This is a genomic window from Methyloparacoccus sp. NF-16, from assembly GCF_056880625.1.
Window position 1 is genome coordinate 1,191,246 of the sequence record NZ_CP174130.1, and the last position, 17,085, is coordinate 1,208,330.

At 68.8% G+C, this 17,085-nt stretch carries 16 protein-coding genes; 7 read left to right on the forward strand and 9 right to left on the reverse strand.

What is annotated here, in order from left to right; translation table 11 throughout:
* Positions 1 to 115 precede the first annotated feature (115 nt).
* The 7 genes from ACH5N8_RS05755 to ACH5N8_RS05785 all read right to left on the reverse strand — a co-directional run bounded on the left by ACH5N8_RS05755 (position 116) and on the right by ACH5N8_RS05785 (position 7,424).
* Positions 116 to 946, reverse strand: a complete 831-nt coding sequence (locus ACH5N8_RS05755; protein ID WP_483282847.1) for an ABC transporter ATP-binding protein — start codon at positions 944 to 946, stop codon at positions 116 to 118.
* Entirely contained in the window at positions 943 to 1,881 is a 939-nt protein-coding gene (locus ACH5N8_RS05760; RefSeq protein ID WP_460028355.1) for an ABC transporter permease, read from the reverse strand. The genes ACH5N8_RS05755 and ACH5N8_RS05760 overlap by 4 nt, the downstream gene beginning before the upstream one ends.
* On the reverse strand, positions 1,878 to 3,125 hold the full coding sequence (locus ACH5N8_RS05765; protein ID WP_483282848.1) for an STAS domain-containing protein: 1,248 nt from the start codon (positions 3,123 to 3,125) through the stop codon (positions 1,878 to 1,880). The genes ACH5N8_RS05760 and ACH5N8_RS05765 overlap by 4 nt, the downstream gene beginning before the upstream one ends.
* 12 nt (positions 3,126 to 3,137) lie before the next feature.
* Positions 3,138 to 6,098 (reverse strand): ABC transporter substrate-binding protein, encoded by a 2,961-nt coding sequence (locus ACH5N8_RS05770; protein WP_483282849.1) that lies wholly within the window; start codon positions 6,096 to 6,098, stop codon positions 3,138 to 3,140.
* Between the two features lie 68 nt (positions 6,099 to 6,166).
* Positions 6,167 to 6,376 (reverse strand): hypothetical protein, encoded by a 210-nt coding sequence (locus ACH5N8_RS05775; protein WP_483282850.1) that lies wholly within the window; start codon positions 6,374 to 6,376, stop codon positions 6,167 to 6,169.
* A 176-nt stretch (positions 6,377 to 6,552) separates the two neighbouring features.
* The gene (locus ACH5N8_RS05780; protein ID WP_483282851.1) at positions 6,553 to 6,864 is read right to left on the reverse strand and encodes a YceK/YidQ family lipoprotein; all 312 of its coding nucleotides are present in this window, start codon (positions 6,862 to 6,864) and stop codon (positions 6,553 to 6,555) included.
* Between the two features lie 113 nt (positions 6,865 to 6,977).
* Positions 6,978 to 7,424: a hypothetical protein gene (locus ACH5N8_RS05785; protein WP_483282852.1), complete on the reverse strand. Its 447-nt coding sequence runs from the start codon at positions 7,422 to 7,424 to the stop codon at positions 6,978 to 6,980.
* 74 nt (positions 7,425 to 7,498) lie between these two features.
* Here ACH5N8_RS05785 and ACH5N8_RS05790 point away from each other — a divergent pair, with 74 nt between their 5' ends.
* From ACH5N8_RS05790 to ACH5N8_RS05805, 4 genes are all read left to right on the forward strand, one after another.
* A complete protein-coding gene (locus ACH5N8_RS05790; protein ID WP_483282853.1) occupies positions 7,499 to 8,029 on the forward strand; it encodes a hypothetical protein in 531 nt (176 codons plus the stop codon).
* 71 nt (positions 8,030 to 8,100) lie between these two features.
* The gene (locus tag ACH5N8_RS05795) at positions 8,101 to 8,646 is read left to right on the forward strand and encodes a peroxiredoxin (RefSeq protein WP_483282854.1); all 546 of its coding nucleotides are present in this window, start codon (positions 8,101 to 8,103) and stop codon (positions 8,644 to 8,646) included.
* A gap of 18 nt (positions 8,647 to 8,664) precedes the next feature.
* Positions 8,665 to 9,585 carry a SphA family protein gene (locus tag ACH5N8_RS05800; protein WP_483282855.1) on the forward strand — a complete coding sequence of 307 codons (921 nt, stop codon included), beginning with the start codon at positions 8,665 to 8,667 and terminating at the stop codon, positions 9,583 to 9,585.
* Positions 9,582 to 10,583, forward strand: coding sequence for a hydrolase (locus ACH5N8_RS05805; protein ID WP_483282856.1), 1,002 nt, complete (start codon positions 9,582 to 9,584; stop codon positions 10,581 to 10,583). The genes ACH5N8_RS05800 and ACH5N8_RS05805 overlap by 4 nt, the downstream gene beginning before the upstream one ends.
* Before the next feature lie 16 nt (positions 10,584 to 10,599).
* On the opposite strand, the gene ACH5N8_RS05810 is transcribed toward ACH5N8_RS05805, so the two are convergent.
* Positions 10,600 to 11,514 carry a 1-phosphofructokinase family hexose kinase gene (locus tag ACH5N8_RS05810; RefSeq protein ID WP_483282857.1) on the reverse strand — a complete coding sequence of 305 codons (915 nt, stop codon included), beginning with the start codon at positions 11,512 to 11,514 and terminating at the stop codon, positions 10,600 to 10,602.
* A gap of 387 nt (positions 11,515 to 11,901) precedes the next feature.
* Here ACH5N8_RS05810 and ACH5N8_RS05815 point away from each other — a divergent pair, with 387 nt between their 5' ends.
* Genes ACH5N8_RS05815 through ACH5N8_RS05825 form a run of 3 tightly spaced genes read left to right on the forward strand, consistent with a single transcriptional unit; the run spans position 11,902 to position 13,750 of the window.
* Positions 11,902 to 12,903: a DnaJ C-terminal domain-containing protein gene (locus ACH5N8_RS05815; protein WP_483282858.1), complete on the forward strand. Its 1,002-nt coding sequence runs from the start codon at positions 11,902 to 11,904 to the stop codon at positions 12,901 to 12,903.
* A 19-nt stretch (positions 12,904 to 12,922) separates the two neighbouring features.
* Entirely contained in the window at positions 12,923 to 13,255 is a 333-nt protein-coding gene (locus ACH5N8_RS05820) for a chaperone modulator CbpM (protein ID WP_483282859.1), read from the forward strand.
* A gap of 24 nt (positions 13,256 to 13,279) precedes the next feature.
* Positions 13,280 to 13,750, forward strand: coding sequence for an MOSC domain-containing protein (locus tag ACH5N8_RS05825; protein WP_483282860.1), 471 nt, complete (start codon positions 13,280 to 13,282; stop codon positions 13,748 to 13,750).
* A gap of 46 nt (positions 13,751 to 13,796) precedes the next feature.
* Here ACH5N8_RS05825 and ACH5N8_RS05830 read toward each other — a convergent pair whose 3' ends face one another.
* Complete coding sequence (locus tag ACH5N8_RS05830; RefSeq protein ID WP_460028341.1) at positions 13,797 to 17,069, reverse strand: efflux RND transporter permease subunit; 3,273 nt, start codon at positions 17,067 to 17,069, stop codon at positions 13,797 to 13,799.
* Between the last annotated feature and the right edge of the window lie 16 nt (positions 17,070 to 17,085).

The following is a 17,085-nucleotide window of genomic DNA, read 5'->3' on the forward strand; positions in this document are numbered from 1 at the left end:
GGATCAGGCTGCGGAATGATACCCGAGCGCATCCCGTTGCGGCGCGGCGCGTCTTCCTGCCGGCGGCTGTCCGCCGCCTCGGCAAGCGTTCCGGGCGGCCGTGTGCGCATGGCTGCTACACATACTGCCGCCGCAGCAGCTCGGCGGCGCTTTCGTCCAGCAGCTCGCGCCGGCGCACGTTCTCGAAGATGGCCAGCAGGTCGTCGGCCCGCTGGCGGCGTTTCTCGCTACCGCTGAAATCATGCAGGATCTGGCCCTTGTGCATCATCACGATGCGGTCGCCCAGGTTCACCGCCTGCTGCATGGCATGCGTGACCATCAGCGTGGTCAGGCGTTCCCGGCGGATGATGCGGTCGGTGAGGGCGATGACCTGATCGGCACTCCGCGGGTCGAGGGCCGCGGTATGCTCGTCCAGCAGCAGCAGGCGCGGCTTCAGCCAGCTCGCCATGAGCAGGGTCAGCGCCTGGCGCTGGCCGCCGGAGAGGCTGCCGATGGCGGTGTCGAGCCGGTTTTCCAGTCCCATCTTCAGCTCGCGGACGCGGTCGCGCAGCTCGTCCATGCGCGCTGCCGAGGTGGCCCAGCCGAGGCCGCGGAACAGGCCGCGGCGCATCGCCAGGGCGAAGTTCTCGGCGATGGTCATGTTCGGCGCGGTGCCCGAGAAGGGGTTCTGGAACACCCGCCCGATCAGCGCGGCGCGCCGGTGCTCCGGCCAGTCGGTGACGTCGTGGCCGTCCAGCGCGATGCGGCCGCTGTCGAGCCGGAAGCTGCCGGCGATGGCATTGAGCAGCGTCGACTTGCCCGAGCCGTTGCCGCCGAGCACGATGACGAAGGCCCCCTCGGCGATTTCCAGGTCGACCCGCTGCAACGGGCGTACCTCGTTGACGGTGCCGGCATGGAAGGTCTTGCTGGCGGCGCTGAGCCTGACCAGCGGCGTCGGTGTGCTCATGCGTCCTCCCGCCGTCGCGCCGTCGACAGCCTGGCCAGGATGTCCGGCAGGATCAGCGCGGCGAACACGAACACCGCTGTCACCAGCTTCAGGTCGTTGGGGTTGAGGCCGAACGACAGGGCGATGGCCACCAGTTCCCGGAACAGCACCGAGCCGAGCACGGCGCCGGCGATGGCGAGTCCCACCCCCGCGCCGGCGCCGGTCATGGCCTCGCCGATGATGACGCTGGCCAGGCCCCAGACGACCATGCCGATGCCCATCTGGGCGTCGGCGAAATTCTGGTACTGCGCCCACAGCGAACCGGCCAGTCCCACCAGCCCGTTGGCCAGCGCCAGGCCGATCACCCGGTAGGCCTCGACCGGGCCGCCCAGGGCGCGAACCATCTGCGGGTTGTCGCCCGAGGCGCGCATGGCGGTACCGAGGTCGGTCTTGAGGAAGGCCCACAGCGCCGTCGCCACCGCCGCCACCAGCAGCGCCATGAGCAACAGCACGGTCAGGTCGGCACTGGCCACCTCCCAGCCGAGCAGGTCGATGCGCTCGGCGCCGAACCAGGCCAGGCCCAGGTCCTCGCACAGCGTGGACAGGGTGGTCGCGCCCAGGAAGGGCAGGTTGCTGCGACCCATGACGCGAAGGTTCACCGAGTACAGCGCCGTCATCACCAGGATGCCGGCCAGCAGGGCGTTGATGCGGAAGCGGGTCTGGAGGATGCCGGTCACCGTGCCGGCCGCCATGCCGGCGAGGAAACCGGCCCCGGTCGCCGGCAGCGGATGCATGCCGCCCTTGACCAGCAGCACGCCGGTGACAGCGGCGCCGAGGGTCAGCGAGCCGTCCACCGTGATGTCGGCGATGGCGAAGATGCGGAACGACAGGTATACGCCGATGGCCAGCAGGGCGAGGATCGTGCCCAGGGTCAGCGCGCCGATCAGGAGCGTCATGGCGGGGTCTCCGGCGGGTTGGCGGGCGGGACGTCGAGATGCAGCGGCGCGCACCAGATCGCGCCGCGGCGGAGGTGGCTCTCGCCGGCGCCGATGCCCTCGCGGTCGTCGTTGAGCAGGTGCAGGACGCCGCGCAGGCACTCGCTCTCCAGCAGCCCGGCCAGGGTCGGGGCCAGCTCGATCAGCCCCTTGTGGACCGGGCGATAGGGCACCACGGCGGCATGGCAGTGGGCGTCGAGCTCGCCACCATGGCCGAGGGGACGCAGCAGGCCGGCCAAGGGTGCCCGGGGGCCGCGTGCTACCACGCCGACGATCAGGCAGGTTTCGCTGGCGTGCGCGGGCTCGGCGGTGAACAGCAGGCGGTCGCGCAGGGCCGGGAATGCGAACCAGTCGTCCGCCGGCCGCTCCGGCGGCGCCTGCAGGGCGGCGCCGACCAGGCTGGCGGTTTCCGCGACCATCACCAGCACTGCCTGCTCCGTCGCGCAGCGTTCCAGCGCGGCGGCGGCCAGCTGGCCGAGCGGCAGGGGCGGGGAATCGGGCAGCAGGCCGAAGCGCAGCAAATGGCGGAACCGGCCGCTGGCATGCAGCCCGTAGTACAGGCGCAGGCTGGCGACGAGATCGCCTTCGCTGACCAGCCAGTCGGGATGCGAGGGGTCGTCGCCTGGCAGGCAGACGGCGAGCCCGGCGACGCCCAGCAGTTCCCCGGCCCGTGCCGGATTGACCTCATCGCCCAGCGAGCCCAGTCCCAGCGCCAGCGAGTCTGCCGTCAGGCGCAGCGCCAGGGGTTCCGCCAGTGCCAGGCTGCCGGCCGGCGACAGGGGCTGCCCGGCCACGCGCCCGGCAAACCGCGCGCCGGCATCCAGTGTGTAGGCCTCGTAGGTTTCGCCGCCCCAGGACCAGCTTTCCCGCTGCGGCGTCGCTACCGGCGATGGCGCGGCGGCGGGCGGCGGCTCGATCAGCCGGTGGAAGCCGACCATGTCCAGCACTTCCCGCACCTGCGTCGATTGCGCGCTGATGTGCAGCTTGCCGCCGATGCTCTTCAGCTGCTTGGCCAGCAGCATCAGCACGCGGATGCCGGCGGAACTCAGATAGTTGACCTGGGCGAGATCGAGGATGACGCTGTGGCAGCCGACCAGCAGGGTTTCCTGCAGGGTCTTGCCGACCGTGCCGCTCCAGGCAGCATCCAGCCGGCCGGCGAGTTCGACGTGCATGGTCTCGCCGTCGAGATGGGTCTGGATGTCCATGGTGACTTCTCCTCAGGGGTGGGCGTCGAGGCGAAGGTCGGCCTGCTCCAGCAGCGCCGGCGGCAGGTTCATGCCCAGGCTGCGGGCGTGTGCCTCGCTGACCACCAGGCGGATGTTCGTCGGCCGGCTGAAGGGCATCCCGGCTGGCGACTTGCCGCGCAGGATGTCGGCGACCTTCAGGGCGGCATCGAAACCGGCCTGGTGATAATCCATGGTCAGGCCGACCGCCGCGCCCTGGCGGACGCCGGATTCGATGAAGGTGAACAGCGGCTTGCGGGCCCGCGCGGCCGCCCGGGCGATGGCGGTGAAGCCGGAGGAGGACTGGTTGTCGAGGATCTGCACGATGGCGTCGATGGGTTTCGCCGCCAGCGCCAGCGCAGCATCCGGCAGTTCGCCCGGCGAGTTGACCGGCAGGGGGACGAGGCCGAGGCCGCGCCGGGCCGCCTCGGCCTCGAACACCTCGCGGTTGTGCACCGAGTTGTCCTCCGCCGGCGAGTACAGCGTCCCCAGCGTGCGGTACTGCGGGAAATGCCTGGCGAGCAGTTCCGCCATCTCCGCATAGGGCCCCAGTGTGTAGACGCCGGTGACGTTCGGCAGGTGATGGCTGTCGTCCCGGCCCGCGCCAGCCACCACCGGATCGGCGACGAAGGTGAAGACGATCGGCAGATCCCTGATCCTCCGCACCGCGGTTTCCAGGGTCGGCGTCGAGAGAACGACCAGCAGCTCGGTGCCGTCGCTGCGCGCGGCATCGGCCAGTGCCGGCAGCACCGTCATGTCGCCCTGGGCCGAGGCCTCCTTCAGCGTGTAGTCGCGTCCCGCCACCAGCCCCGCAGCCTGGAAGCCCTCGTCCATGCCGCGCAGGGTGTCCTCGGCCGGCGCCGATTCCACATAGAGGATGCGCTTGATCCGCCAGGGATGGTCCAGCGGCCTGGCCTCGGTCGCCGGCGCTGGTGCCGGCGGTGTCGCGGCGGGCGTGACCAGGGCGCGCACGCGGTCCGGAAAGACGATGCCGAGCCGTCTGGCGCTGGCCTCGTTCAGCATCACCGTGCGCTGGGAGACATTGCGGAACGGGATATCGGCCGGCCTGGCGCCGTTCAGCACCCGTGCCAGCGGCTCGGCGGCCGCGCGCCCGCTCTCGCGGTAATCCGCGCCGACCATCATCAGGGCATCGTGGTCGAGGAAGTCCGACTGGTCGATCATCAGTGGCAGCCCGGCGTCGCGGGCGGTCTTGGCGATGGCGTCGAAGGCCTGGTAGAAGGTGTTGTCGCCGACCGCGAGAATGGCGCCGACCCGTCGTGCCACCAGCGCCTGCGTCGCCTGGACTACCTCGGCGGTGTTGTTGATGGGGATTTCCACCAGGGTCAGGCCGGCCCGCTCGACATGCTCCCGCAGTACCGCCGCCACCTTCACCGAATTGGCCTCGCTGGGGTTGTAGAGCGTGCCGAGGATGCGGACGTTCGGCAGCACCTGGCGGGTCAGCTCGAGCAGGTCCCCGACCGGCGGCATGGAGCCGATGCCGGTCACGTTCGGCTGGTGGTCAGTGAAACTTTTCCCGGCACCCGCCGCCAGCGGATCGGACACGTAGGTGAACACCACCGGCTTGCGCTTCGCGCCCAGCCCCGCGCCCTGCAGCACCGGTGTCGTCAGGGTCAGGATGGCGTCGGCGTCGCTGCTGTCGAGCACCTGGCCGATGGTGGGAATCTGGGCGATCTCCGCCTGGGCGTGCATCATCCGGAACTGAAGGTTGAGGCCTTCCCGGTAGCCGAACCGGGCCAGTTCCGACTTGAGGCCGTCGAGCACCGCGTCGATGCCGGGTTCCGGCGCGAAGTAGGCGACGCCGACACGGTAGTTGCGCCCCAGCTGCGGCCCGGGTATGCCGCCACTGCCGCTGCCGGCCGTCGGCTGGTCCGCCGGCGGGGTGCCGACGGCCGGGAGGGTTTCGCTGGCTTCGGCCCGGACATCGGCGGGGAACTGCCAGGCGTCGCGCAGGCCGGTGCGGACCTGCTCGTTCAGCAGCAGCCGGCGCGGCAGGTAGTCGCGCACCGGCATCCGCGCCGGATCGGCACCGGCCAGGATGTCGCCGGCGATGCGCCCGATTTCCTCGCCGACCTCGTAGTAATTGGCGCCGAGGTCGAACAGGCCGCCGTTCCTGACGTGGCCGGCCATGTTGGAGAACACCGGCAGCCGCGCCGCCCGGGCCACGCCCATCAGGCTGTCGACGGCATTGTTGACGGTGGCGTCGCCGCCGGTCCAGAACGCCTCGGCGCCACGCGCCACCAGCGATTCCGCCGCCTCGCGGACATCCTTGGTCTGCTCGACCGGCGCCTCCAGCAGCGTGATGCCGAGTTCCGCCGAAATTGACCGCGCCCGCCGGGTGCAGATCTCGGAATTGACCTCGGCCGGGTTCCAGACCACGCCGACGGTCTTCAGCGCCGGGTTGAGCCGGCGCGCCAGGCGGAAGCTGTCCTCGACCGGCTGCGGCGTGCCGATGCCGGTCAGCTGCGGCGGCTTGTCCAGGCTGTCCAGCGCGCGGATGCCGACGCCGGCGCCGACCGGCGAGGTCACCGCGCCGAACACCTGCGGCAGCCGGCCCAGCTTGTTGGCATTGGCCAGCGCCTGCAGCATCACGGTGGAAACGCTGATCGCCAGGCGGTCGTTGCCGCTGGCGATTTTCTGCGCCATGAGGTTGCCGGTGGGCAGGTCGCCCTCCGGGTTGTAGAGCGTCACCGCGATTTCCTGCCCGTCGCGGAAACCGCGCGCGGCCAGTCCGTCGATCACGCCGCGGCGGGTGTCGTCGAACAGCGGATTGGAGCTGTGCACCAGCAGGGCCACCGGAATCCGGCTGACCGGCAGTGGCGTGGGGCCCTGGGCATGGCGGCTATGGCGGTCCGACCACAGTAGCATGGCGGCCGCGAGCAGGATCAGCGTCAGGGCGAATCCCAGGCGTTGGACGGGGGCTGGCAGGATGCTCATGGGCCGGTCGGAGATGAGATGTGCGGGCATGCTACCGGTTTTCACCCACCTTGTGACCCGCCCGCGCCTCAATCGCTCCCGGGATGGGGCCGATCCGCGCGAGCCGCCTCGGGCCGTCCGCACACGCGTCCGCGCTCATCGAAATGGAAGTCGACGCGCTGGTCGCGGTAGGACCAGGGCGTTGCCGTCGTGTCCAGCCAGATCAGTCTGCCGTGGTCGCCGCCTTCCACCGTCACCGGCGGCGTACCCATGATGGCGATGACCTCCGCGCGGGTCATGCCGTTGCGCACGAGGCTGGCGCGATCCGGGTCGAACGGCTCGCCGATGCCGGAGCAGGCCGCCAGCAGGCCGGCCAGGAGGCTCGCCGCCAGCCATCGGCCTCTTCGCCCTGGCGATGTGCCGGGCGTCGGTGTCCGGCCGGGTCGGCAGCGGGCGGCCAGCGGTGCGGGAGGGTTCAGGGCGTTTCCGGTTGCCGCTGGACCTGATAGATGTCGTAGGGCAGTGCGACGGTGTCCAGGGCGGTGGAGAAGGGCAGGTCGGCCACCAGGATCGGCACTACCATGGCCGGTGTCCAGGATGGCCCCTTGAGCTTGCCCTCGAAGGCGGCGCCGAGATCGGAAATGTCGCGGCGTACGCCGGGGTAGACCATCCAGTCCTGCGGTTCGAGCTCGGTGCGGCTGCGCACGCTGGAACAACCGTCCTCCAGCAGGGCGAGCAGGGCCAGGGCGCCCATCAGCAGGGTTTTGCGATAATCGATGTGCTTCACGGTCGGATTGCCTAGAAACATGCTGGTCGGGCCTTGCGGGCGGGGTAGGTGACGGGGCGGCCAGTATGCCTGAATCCGTGCGAAAACGTAGCGGTTTCAACGGCTCCGGCGCATCAGCGGCGGCAGAACGCGCGCATCAGGCGGTCCTGATCGCCGACCGGCAGGCCGGTCTGCTCGATGCTGAGCCAGCTGGTTTCGCCGCGCTGCGGGTTGACCGCCTCGATCAGGCCCTCGTCCCGGAAATCGCCGCGCCAGACCTCGCCGACCCGGGGCTTGTTCCAGCCCAGCAGCAGCGGTTCGGTCGCAACGCCCATGACACCCTGCCAGAGCACGATGAACAGCACGGCGTCCTCGCGTCCGCAACGACCGAGATCGGCGGTGATCAGGACGCTGTCGCCGGCTTCCGGCCCGGTTGGCGCGGCAGCGCAGCATGTCGTGCCGCTCAGCGCGAGCAGCATCCACAGACCGGCCGCCGGCCAGCCTCGTCGCCGGGCGGCGGACAGCTTGTGGCGGGTCGGGCGATGACGGTCGGCGCGGTCGGCGAATGGCATGCGCGGCATAATACAAGGCCTGCACATGCCCGGCGGCAGTGCCGCCGGGCAGGGTCGTGTCGCCAGAATCGAGCTTGATTGCCATGCGCCGTTGGTTTGTCAGTTGCCTTGCCGTTGTTCGCCATCCGCCGATCCGGCCGCTGGCTTCGCGCCGCCCGGGCGTCGCCGGGACGGGCGGCCTGTGGCTGCTGGCGATGCTGCTGCTGGGGGGCTGCTCGCTGTTCGCGACCGGGGATGCGGACACGGACGAGCAGAAGGCCGCCTGCGGGCAGCAGTGCCTGCAGAACGGCGAGGTTTGCAGCCAGTATTTCGCCCGCCGCAACGAGGACCAGCGGCGGCTGTTCGAGCAGGCCAAGGAGAACTACTGGCTGTGCCTGCGCAAGTTTCCGGGTGCCGAATCGCGTCCCGACGGGCCCTGCCTGGCGCCACCGCCGCCCGAGGAGACCTTCGACAGCTGCGGCCAGCAGCTGGACGAGTGCCTGACGGATTGCCAGACCAGCCTGGACGATCTGGCCGATACCCTGGAACGGCTGCGCCGCCGGCCCCCGGCCCGGCCGGAGGCCGCCCCGGATGCTGCTTCCGGATCCGGGAGCAGCGAGCAGACGGCGGAATAGCCCATGGCGAACCGGCGCGGCCGGGGCCTGTCTGAAACCCCGCGTCCCCCACTTTCACCCGAGGAAAACCCGTGAACACACCCAAGCACAGCTGGTTGAGGAAAGCCGCCCTGATGATGTCCCTGGGCCTGCCGCTGACGTCCACTGCCCGCGCCGAGCCCCTGGCGGTCGGTCAGCCGGCGCCGAAGTTCCAGCTGAAGAGCCAGGACGGCCAGACGGTCAGTCTCGCCGACCGCGCCGGCAAGGGCTGGACCGTGCTGTACTTCTACCCCAAGGCCGGCACGCCCGGCTGCACCACCCAGGCCTGCGCGTTCCGCGACGCGATCCGCCAGGTCCGCGACCGCAATGCCGAGGTCTACGGCATCAGCACCGACGAGGTGCCGGCATTGGCGGAGTTCTACCGCAGGCATCGCCTCAACTTCACCCTGCTGTCCGACTCCGACGCCGCCATTACCGACGCCTACGGCGTGAAGATGCCGGTGCTGAAGATGGCCAAGCGCTGGACCTTCATCATCGACCCCGAACTGGTCATCCGCGACATCAACGACGACGTCGACCCGGCGCTGGATGCGCAGGTGGTGGCCGAACGGCTGAAGCGGCTGCAGGACGGCGCCTGAGCGCCAGCGGACCGGCGCATGCGTACTCCCGCACCGCTGCGCGGCATGCTGCTGGTGCTCGGGCTGTTGCCGGCGGCCGCGCTGGCCGACGAGGGTTTCGGCCAGCGCATCCTCGGCACCCTGGGACTGGACGCCGGCACGCAGTCGGCGCCCGGGTTCTACTACGGCGACCGCTTCATTCTCTTCACCGCCGACCGGCTGCTGGGCCGCGATGGCCAGCCATTGCCGGTCCGCGGGCTGGACATGTCGGCATTCGCCAATATCTTCGGCATGGCCGGCACCTGGCAATTCGGCGACGGGCCCTACTACACCGCCGCCTTCGCCGTGCCGGTGGCGGGCATGCGTCTGCGCTCCGACCTGCCGCCCAACACGCTAGACCGCCAGGGTCTGGGCGACATCTTCCTCTCACCGATCAAGCTGGGCTGGCGGTTTCCCCGGCTCGACCTCGTGTCGTCCTACAGCCTCTACGCGCCCACCGGCCAGCTGAACCGTCGCGGTGTGGCGCGGCCGCAGTGGACGCAGCAGGTCTCGGCGGGCGGCACGGTATTTTTCGACGATGAGCGGGCCTTCCGGCTGTCGGCCCTGACCAGCTACAACCTCTACGAGCGCAAGCCGGGGCTGGATGTGACCCGGGGCGATACGGTGCAGGTCCAGGGCGGCATCGGCAGCCGCCTGTTCCAACTGCTCGATGTCGGCGTGGTGGGCTACGGTTTCTGGCAGGTCGCCGCCGATACGGGTTCGGACCTGCCCGCGTCGCTGCGCGGCATCCGCGAATATGCCGTGGGCGTCGGCCCCGAGGTCGGCATCCTCATTCCCGCGCTGCAAGGCAAGCTGACGGCGCGCTACGAATGGGAGGTCGCCGGCCGTTCCCGGCTCGATGGCCAGGTGCTGGTGGTCAGCCTGTCGCTGCTGGGCTGGAAGCCGGACGGGCAGGAATGAGCCCGGCGGCGTTCAGGCCCGCCTGGTGGCTGCCGGGCGGACATCTGCAAACCCTCTGGCAGCCGTTGCTGCGCCAGCGGCCGCATCCCGACACCGTGCGCGAGTCGCTGGCAACGCCGGATGGCGACTTCCTGGACCTGGACTGGTACGGCCCCGAGACCGAGCGCATCGTCATCCTGCTGCACGGGCTGTCCGGTTCCTCGCGCTCGCCCTATATCCGCGGCATGCAGGTGGCCCTGGCGCGGCAGGGCTGGCGCAGCGTCGCGCTCAACTTTCGTGGCTGCGGCGGGCGGCCCAACCATACCTGGCGTGGCTATCACTCGGGCGAGACCGGCGACTTCCATCATCTGCTGACGTGGCTGCGGCAGCGGCATCCCGCCGCGGCGCTGGCGGCGATCGGCTACTCGCTGGGCGGCAATGTGCTGCTGAAGTGGCTGGGCGAGCAGGGTGCCGGTGCGCCCTTGCTGGCGGCGGCGGCCGTGTCAGTACCGCTGCGGCTGGACCTCTGCGCCACCCGGCTGGACCGGGGCCTGTCCCGGCTCTATCGCGACCAGCTGCTGCGGGAGCTGAAGGCCTATGTCATCGACAAGCGGCGGTATCTGGAGCGGACGGGGCGGACGGAGGACGCGCAACGGCTGGCGGCGCTGGGCGATCCCGGGCCTCTGCGCTCCTTCTGGGAATACGACTACCACATCGTCGCGCGCCTGTATGGTTTCCGGGATGCACGGGACTACTACCGATGCTCCAGCTCGCGGCAGTACCTGCGGCGCATCCGGCGGCCGACCCTGCTGATCCAGTCCCGCGATGATCCCTTCATGACGCCCGCGGTGTTGCCGGAGCCGGACGAGCTGGCGCCCGCCGTGCGGCTGGAAGTCACCGCCAGCGGCGGGCATGTGGGGTTTGTCGGCGGTACCTGGCCCTGGCGGGCGGATTACTGGCTGGAGCGGCGGATACCGGCTTTCCTGGCCGCCTGCCTGGCGCAGGGTGACGCCGGATGAGCGCTCCCGCCGCGGCTCAGGCTGTCGCCCCGTTGCGGGTCATGTCTTCCACGACCACGGCATCCAGCAGGTCTTCGACCTCGCCTGGCTCGATCAGCGCGACATCCTGACGCCGGGCGTTGGCGGCGCCGGCGGCCGAGGCGAAGCGCAGGCGCTCTGCCGGCGGCCATCCCCGCAGCCAGCCGTGGGCGAGCCCGGCCAGATAGCAGTCGCCCGAGCCGACCGGGTTGACCTGCCGGATGGGTGGCGGCGTCACCCGCCAGGCTGGCCTGCCGGAGCGCTCCACCCGCACCGGGGCGGCGCCGTCGGTGATGTGCAGTTCCGCGACCGCGTCCCAGCGGGCGGACTGGGCGTGCTCCTCCCGGTTGGGCTTCGCCAGCTGCGGCGGATGCGGGCCGGCCAGGGCCTGCTGCAGGGCCGCGCCGTGGGCATCCAGCCAGCAGGGCACGCCGGCGGCCCGGCAGAGATCCAGCAGCTCGGTGTACAGGCCATTGGCGACCGGGTCTGGTACCGAACCGCTGATGATCGCCAGCCGCGCCCCCGCCAGCCGCTGGCGGGTCTGTTCCAGCAGCCGCGCGCATTCCTCGCCGGTGACCGGGAACCCGTTGGGCAGCACCGTCGTCGGATGTTCGTCCTGGCCGCTGGAAGCCATGAAGCCCACGCGCACCGGTGCGGCGGTTTGCACGAAGGCATCCTCGATCCCCTCGTTGCGAATCAGCTCGCGCAGCCAGGCGCCGCTGTGGCCGCCGGCGAAGCCGGTCAGTGTCACGGCATGGCCCAGGCGCGCCAGTACCCGCGCCACGTTCACGCCCTTGCCCTCGGCATGCATGGCCAGCCCGGCGACACGGTTGATGGCGCCCGGCACGAATCTGCCGGTGTGTACCAGGTTGAGCAGGGGGTTGGTATTGATGATGAGGGTGTCGCCTGGCATGTCCGGCAGTCGAGCTCCGTCTGGTCGAAGGGCAGGGCGGGTGGCGGCCCGGTGAGAGGACACATCCCGTCAGGCATGGGTTTGTGAAAGCAACAGGATATGACAGTATGCGCCGGATGCCCCGGCCCGGCGTTCCCGCTCATGGTGCCACAATGGTCCGGGGAGGCGTCGGGGTGGGCGGCTGCGCGCGTGCCCACTCGAAAATCCGCTCGGGCGCTCCCCTGTCCGGCTGTGGTCAGGGCACTGCCCGCCGTGGCTCGGCAGTCGGTCCGGCAACCCGGGACCTCCAGGAGAATGCCAGCCAGGGGGGGGGCAGGTTGCCCCATCCGATCCGCGGCGCGCCTGGCATCGGGTCTCGGCAACGCTCTGCAACAGGAAAGGGTTCACATGAAATTCAAGGATTACTACGAAACGCTGGGTGTCGCCCGCGATGCCAGCATCGAGGAGATCAAGAAGGCCTACCGCAAGCTGGCCCACAAGTATCATCCGGACATCTCCAAGGATCCCGAGGGCGAGGAGAAATTCAAGGTGGTCAACGAGGCCTACAAGACGCTCAAGGATCCCGAGCTGCGCAAGGCCTATGACGAACTGGGACGCCATGAGAGCGGGGAAAACTTCCAGCCGCCGCCGGACTGGGCCAGCCATTTTGGCCAGGGCGGTGCGGGTGGTCCCGGGGCCACGGATTTCGCCTTCGAGGGTGTCGATCTGGCCGATCTGTTCGAGCATCTGGCCCGTGCGCGCGGGGCGGGTGCCGGCGGCTTCGGCCGTAGCCATGCAGGCGCGGGACACGGCGGCCAGGCCTTTCCGGTGCCGGGCGCCGACTTCGAGGTGACGGCGCCGATCACGCTGGAGCAGGCGGCCTCGGGCACGGTGCTGGAGCTGAATCTCGACATGCCGGAATACGATGGGAGCAGCCGCCCGCGGCGGATGCCGCGCTCGTTCAAGGCACGCATTCCCAAGGGCGTCACCGACGGGCAGAAGATGCGGCTGGCCGGCAGGGGCGGCAAGGGCATCCATGGTGGCCGCGACGGGGATCTATACCTGAACATCGTGCTCAAGCCGCATCCCCTGTTCCGGCCGAGCGAGCACGATCTGTTCCTGGATTTGCCGGTGACGCCGTGGGAGGCGGCGCTGGGGGCGACCGTCGAGGTGCCGACCCTGGGGGCGCCGGTCAGCCTGAAGATCCCGCCCGGTACCCCCACCGGCCGCCGGATGCGGCTGGCCGGCAAGGGTCTGCCCAAGCCGCGCGACGGGCACGGTGACCTCTATGTGATCGTCCAGGTGGCCACACCGCCGCATCTGACCGAGCAGGAGGCGTCGCTCTACCGCGAGCTGGCCAGCGTCTCGACCTTCAACCCGCGCAGCCAGCTTGGCCAGCCGAAATCCTGAATCCCGAGGGCACGTCACCATGACACAGCATGTCAATTCCGTCCTGCAGGCCGAGATCGCCTGGCTCAGCCTGACCGAGTTCACCGAGGTTTCCGGCCTCGACGCCGCCCAGGTGAGGGAACTGGTCGACATGGGCATCCTCTCGCCCGGCTGCTCCGGCAGCGGCGACTGGTCCTTCAACCCGCAGACCATGGTCCTGGCCCGGCGCCTGCGCCGTCTGCGGCAGGATCTCGACCTCGATCTCGACTTGCAGGCGCTGGCCCTGGGATACCGGCTGCTGGAACGCATCGCCGAACTGGAGGCCCAGCTTTGCCGGGCACGGGCGGCCGTCATGCCGGCGAAGGATGCCTGACGAGCGCCACCGGCCGGCCCGCTCGTGACCTGTGAGCCCCGGCTGGTCTGGATCGGCCTGCGTCCCCGCCAGCGGTCGCCGGTCGCGCCGGTGGATCGCGCCGAGGCGCGCGCGGGGCTGGGGCTGCTCGGCGATCATGCCCGCCGCCGGGATTCGGCGCGGCAGCTGACCTTGATCCACCGGGGCGACATCGAGGCCCTGGAAGCCGCGCTGGGACAGCCGGTCGATCCGTCGCTGCTGCGTCGCAATCTGCTCGTCGACGCGCCCGCCGGCTGGCTGCGCGTGGGGCACCGCTATGTGGCGGGGCCGGTAGTGCTGGAGATCACCGGCCCCTGCGCGCCCTGCGGCCGCATGCGCGAGGCGCTGGGCGAGGCGGGCTACCGGGCCATGCGCGGGCGGGGTGGCGTGACGGCGCGGCTGCTGACCGGTGGCTGCCTCCGGCTCGGCGAGCCCATCCGCCCCTTGCAGCGGGACCTCTTCGAGCGGCCCGGCTGACCGGCTACCGTTCACCGTTCAGGGTGGTCACGCCGGCCCGTCAGGGTCAGGCGTCGCCAGAAGCCTTCACGGGCGGATGGGCGGGCTGGCCGCGGTGGCTGAGCCCCATCATCACGACGAAGAACATCGGCACGAACAGCACGGCGACGCAGGTCGAGCCGAGCATGCCGCCGACGATGCCGGCGCCGACCGAGTTCTGGGCATGCGCGCCGGCGCCGGTGGCCGTCACCAGCGGCACGGCGCCGAGGATGAAGGCGATCGAGGTCATGACGATGGGGCGGAAACGCAGCCGTGCCGCATGGATGGCGGCGTCGCGATAGGACATGCCTTCCTTCCTGACCCCGTCGATGGCGAATTCCACGATCAGGATGGCGTTCTTGGCCGACAGGCCGATCAGGGTCAGCAGGCTGACCTGGAAATAGAGGTCGTTCGGCATCCGGAACACCAGCAGCACGAAGGCGGCGCCGAACAGGGCGAACGGCAGGGCCATGACGATGGCGATCGGCAGCGACCACATCTCGAACAGGGCGGCCAGGATCAGGAACACCATGATGAGGCCCAGCGACAGGGCGATGGCCGACTGGTTGCCGGCGATCTTTTGCTGGTAGGCCAGGCCGAACCACTTGATGTCGTAGCGGTTGCCGAGCACCCTGGGAACGACGTCCTCGATGATGTCCATGATCTCGCCCGAGGTGTGCCCGTTGTCCGAGTCGGGGTCGACCACGATCTGGCTGGCGAGGAAGTCGTTCAGCCGCGTCACCACCTCGGCGCCGGTGGTTTCGGTCAGCTTCATGATGTTGCCGGCCGGCACCATCTCGCCCTTGTTGTTCTTGATGTAGACGGTGTTCAGCAGTTCGGGATTCTTGCGGTAGTTGTAGTCGCCGGTGATCTCCACCCAGAACAGGTCGGCCCATTTGGTGAAGAAATCGATGTAGTAGAGGCCGAACACGCCCTGCAGCGAGTTGTAGGCGTTCTTGAAGTCGACGCCATAGTAGTAGGCCTTCTCGGCGTCGACATCGACCCGCAGTTCCGGCGTGTCGATCTCGTAGAACTGGCTGGCGCGCTTCACCGAGGGGTAGTGCTTTTCCAGGTATTCCACCAGCTTGACCGAGTCGTCGTGGATCTCCTTGAGCGACACCGGCTGGGTGGCCTGCAGGTAGAAGGTCACGCCGCCCGACGGGCTCAGGCCGCGGATGGGCGGCTGGTTGAAGGCATAGCCGTTGATGTTCTTGTTTTCCAGGTTGATCCTGGAGGTCTCCTCGATGGCCGTGTCGATGGTCTGGTGCACCATGTCGCGGTCGTCCTCGTCGTTGAGCACGCCCATGATGGTCGACGTGTTGGTCTTGAAGGTGCCGTTGTCGATGATGTCCTGGGAACCCATCACCACCAGGCGGTCCAGGTAGGGAATGCGCCGCATCATCTCGGCGGCGACCTTGTTCGATTCGTCGACCACGTACTTGAGCGCGCCACCCGGATTGACATGGATGACATCGTAGAAATAGCCCATGTCCTCCAGCGGGATCAGCGAGGTCGGGATGCGCAGGAACATGCCGACGGTCAGGGCGAAGACCACCGCCCAGGCCGTCAGCGCGATCCGCGAGTGATCGATAATCCAGATCACCGCGGCCATGTAGCCGTTCTGCAACCGGGCGAACCCGGCGTCGAACCAGCGGAAGAACAGAAGCTTGGGTTTCTCGGTAGCGTGCGTGACATTCCTCAGGAAGATGACGCACAGGGCCGGGGTCAGGGTCAGCGCGACGAAGCCGGAAATCACGACCGAGATGGCGATGGTGACGGCGAACTGCTGCATCATGGTGCCGCTGAAGCCACCCAGGAAGGCCACCGGCACGAATACCGCGTTCAGCACCAGCACGATGGCGATGACCGGCGCGGACACCTCGCGCATGGCCTTGAGGGTGGCCTCGAAGGAATCGAGCCTGTCCTCCGCCATGATGCGCTCGACGTTTTCCAGCACCACGATGGCATCGTCCACCACGATGCCGATGGCCAGTACCAGTCCGAACAGCGACAGCGTGTTGATGTTGAAGCCGCTCGCGTAGATGCCGGCGAAGGCGCCGATGACCGCCACCGGAATGGCCAGGATGGGGATGATGGTGCCGCGGAAGTTCTGGATGAACAGGTAGACCACCACGAAGACCAGCAGGAAGGCGATCAGCAGTGTCTCCACCACGCCGTGGATGGCCTGGTAGACGAAGATCGACGAGTCGTAGTGGTAGAAGTACTTGATGCCCCTGGGCAGGAACTGGTCGATGCGGTCCATCGCCTCCTTGACCGCGGCCTTGGTCGCGAGCTGGTTGGCGCCGGGCACCAGGTAGAGCTGCAGGGAAACCGCCTCGAAGGTCTTGATCTCGCCGGTCTTCTCGTCGCGCTTGTGGACGTGGAAGTAGTTGTTGTAGTTGTTGGCATCCAGCTCGACCCGGGCCACGTCCTTCAGCTTCACGATCTGGGCGTTGCCGGCCAGGCTGAAGTCGGGCGGCTCGGTCTTGTCCGCGTTGACCAGCGCGACCTCGTTCTTGCCGTCCAGGTTGGCCCGCAGGACGATGTTCTCGAACTGCTTGACGTCGGTGTAGTAACCGGTCGTCGTGATCAGGAAGTTCGACTTTTCCGGTCCGTAGGTCGGTGGCATGGCGTTCTGGCCCACCGCGTACTGGTTGCTCTGGTCGCGGACCTTCTCGATGATCTCGGGAATGCCGATCTTGTAGAACGCCAGTTTCTTCGGATCGACGTTGATGCGGATGGCATAGGACCGCTGGCCGAGGATGTTGACGAAGCCGACCCCGTGAATCTGCTCGATCACCGGGTAGATGTAGCGCTGCACGTAGTTGGCGATGTACAGCGGGTCGGGCGAGCCGGTCTCGGAGTAGAAGGGGATGACCTGGAACAGGTCGGGAATCATCTTGCGGATGCGGATGCCCTGTGCCCGGGCCTGTTCCGGAATGTAGGAGTTGGAGGCGGTCAGGGAGCGGTTCAGCGTGTCCGCTTCGACGATGCCGAGGCTGGTGCCGACATTGAAATAGACGTTGATCGACACGCTGTTGCTGCCGTTCTGGCTGGCCGACTGCATGTAGATCATGTCCTCGGTGCCGGCGATCTGGTCCTCGATCGGCGCCGCGACCGAATTGGCGATGGCCTCGGCGCTCGCCCCGGGGAAGGTGGCGCTGATGTTCAGCACCGGCGGAATGATCAGCGGATACTGGTCGATGGGGGCATAGAGCGCCGCCATGACCCCGCCGATGACGATCATGATCGAGCAGACGATGGCCAGGACCGGCCGCGAGATGAACTTTTCCGAAATCATCCGTGTTGGCTCAGCG

What these genes read in the sequence shown, in the direction of transcription:
- ACH5N8_RS05830 (WP_460028341.1), bottom strand. Translation starts at nt 17,069, where the DNA reads ATGATTTCGGAAAAGTTCATCTCGCGGCCGGTCCTGGCCATCGTCTGC.
- ACH5N8_RS05800 (WP_483282855.1), top strand. Translation starts at nt 8,665, where the DNA reads ATGCGTACTCCCGCACCGCTGCGCGGCATGCTGCTGGTGCTCGGGCTG.
- ACH5N8_RS05805 (WP_483282856.1), top strand. Translation starts at nt 9,582, where the DNA reads ATGAGCCCGGCGGCGTTCAGGCCCGCCTGGTGGCTGCCGGGCGGACAT.
- ACH5N8_RS05760 (WP_460028355.1), bottom strand. Translation starts at nt 1,881, where the DNA reads ATGACGCTCCTGATCGGCGCGCTGACCCTGGGCACGATCCTCGCCCTG.
- ACH5N8_RS05770 (WP_483282849.1), bottom strand. Translation starts at nt 6,098, where the DNA reads ATGAGCATCCTGCCAGCCCCCGTCCAACGCCTGGGATTCGCCCTGACG.
- ACH5N8_RS05755 (WP_483282847.1), bottom strand. Translation starts at nt 946, where the DNA reads ATGAGCACACCGACGCCGCTGGTCAGGCTCAGCGCCGCCAGCAAGACC.
- ACH5N8_RS05790 (WP_483282853.1), top strand. Translation starts at nt 7,499, where the DNA reads ATGCGCCGTTGGTTTGTCAGTTGCCTTGCCGTTGTTCGCCATCCGCCG.
- ACH5N8_RS05820 (WP_483282859.1), top strand. Translation starts at nt 12,923, where the DNA reads ATGACACAGCATGTCAATTCCGTCCTGCAGGCCGAGATCGCCTGGCTC.
- ACH5N8_RS05810 (WP_483282857.1), bottom strand. Translation starts at nt 11,514, where the DNA reads ATGCCAGGCGACACCCTCATCATCAATACCAACCCCCTGCTCAACCTG.
- ACH5N8_RS05815 (WP_483282858.1), top strand. Translation starts at nt 11,902, where the DNA reads ATGAAATTCAAGGATTACTACGAAACGCTGGGTGTCGCCCGCGATGCC.
- ACH5N8_RS05775 (WP_483282850.1), bottom strand. Translation starts at nt 6,376, where the DNA reads ATGACCCGCGCGGAGGTCATCGCCATCATGGGTACGCCGCCGGTGACG.
- ACH5N8_RS05785 (WP_483282852.1), bottom strand. Translation starts at nt 7,424, where the DNA reads ATGCCGCGCATGCCATTCGCCGACCGCGCCGACCGTCATCGCCCGACC.
- ACH5N8_RS05765 (WP_483282848.1), bottom strand. Translation starts at nt 3,125, where the DNA reads ATGGACATCCAGACCCATCTCGACGGCGAGACCATGCACGTCGAACTC.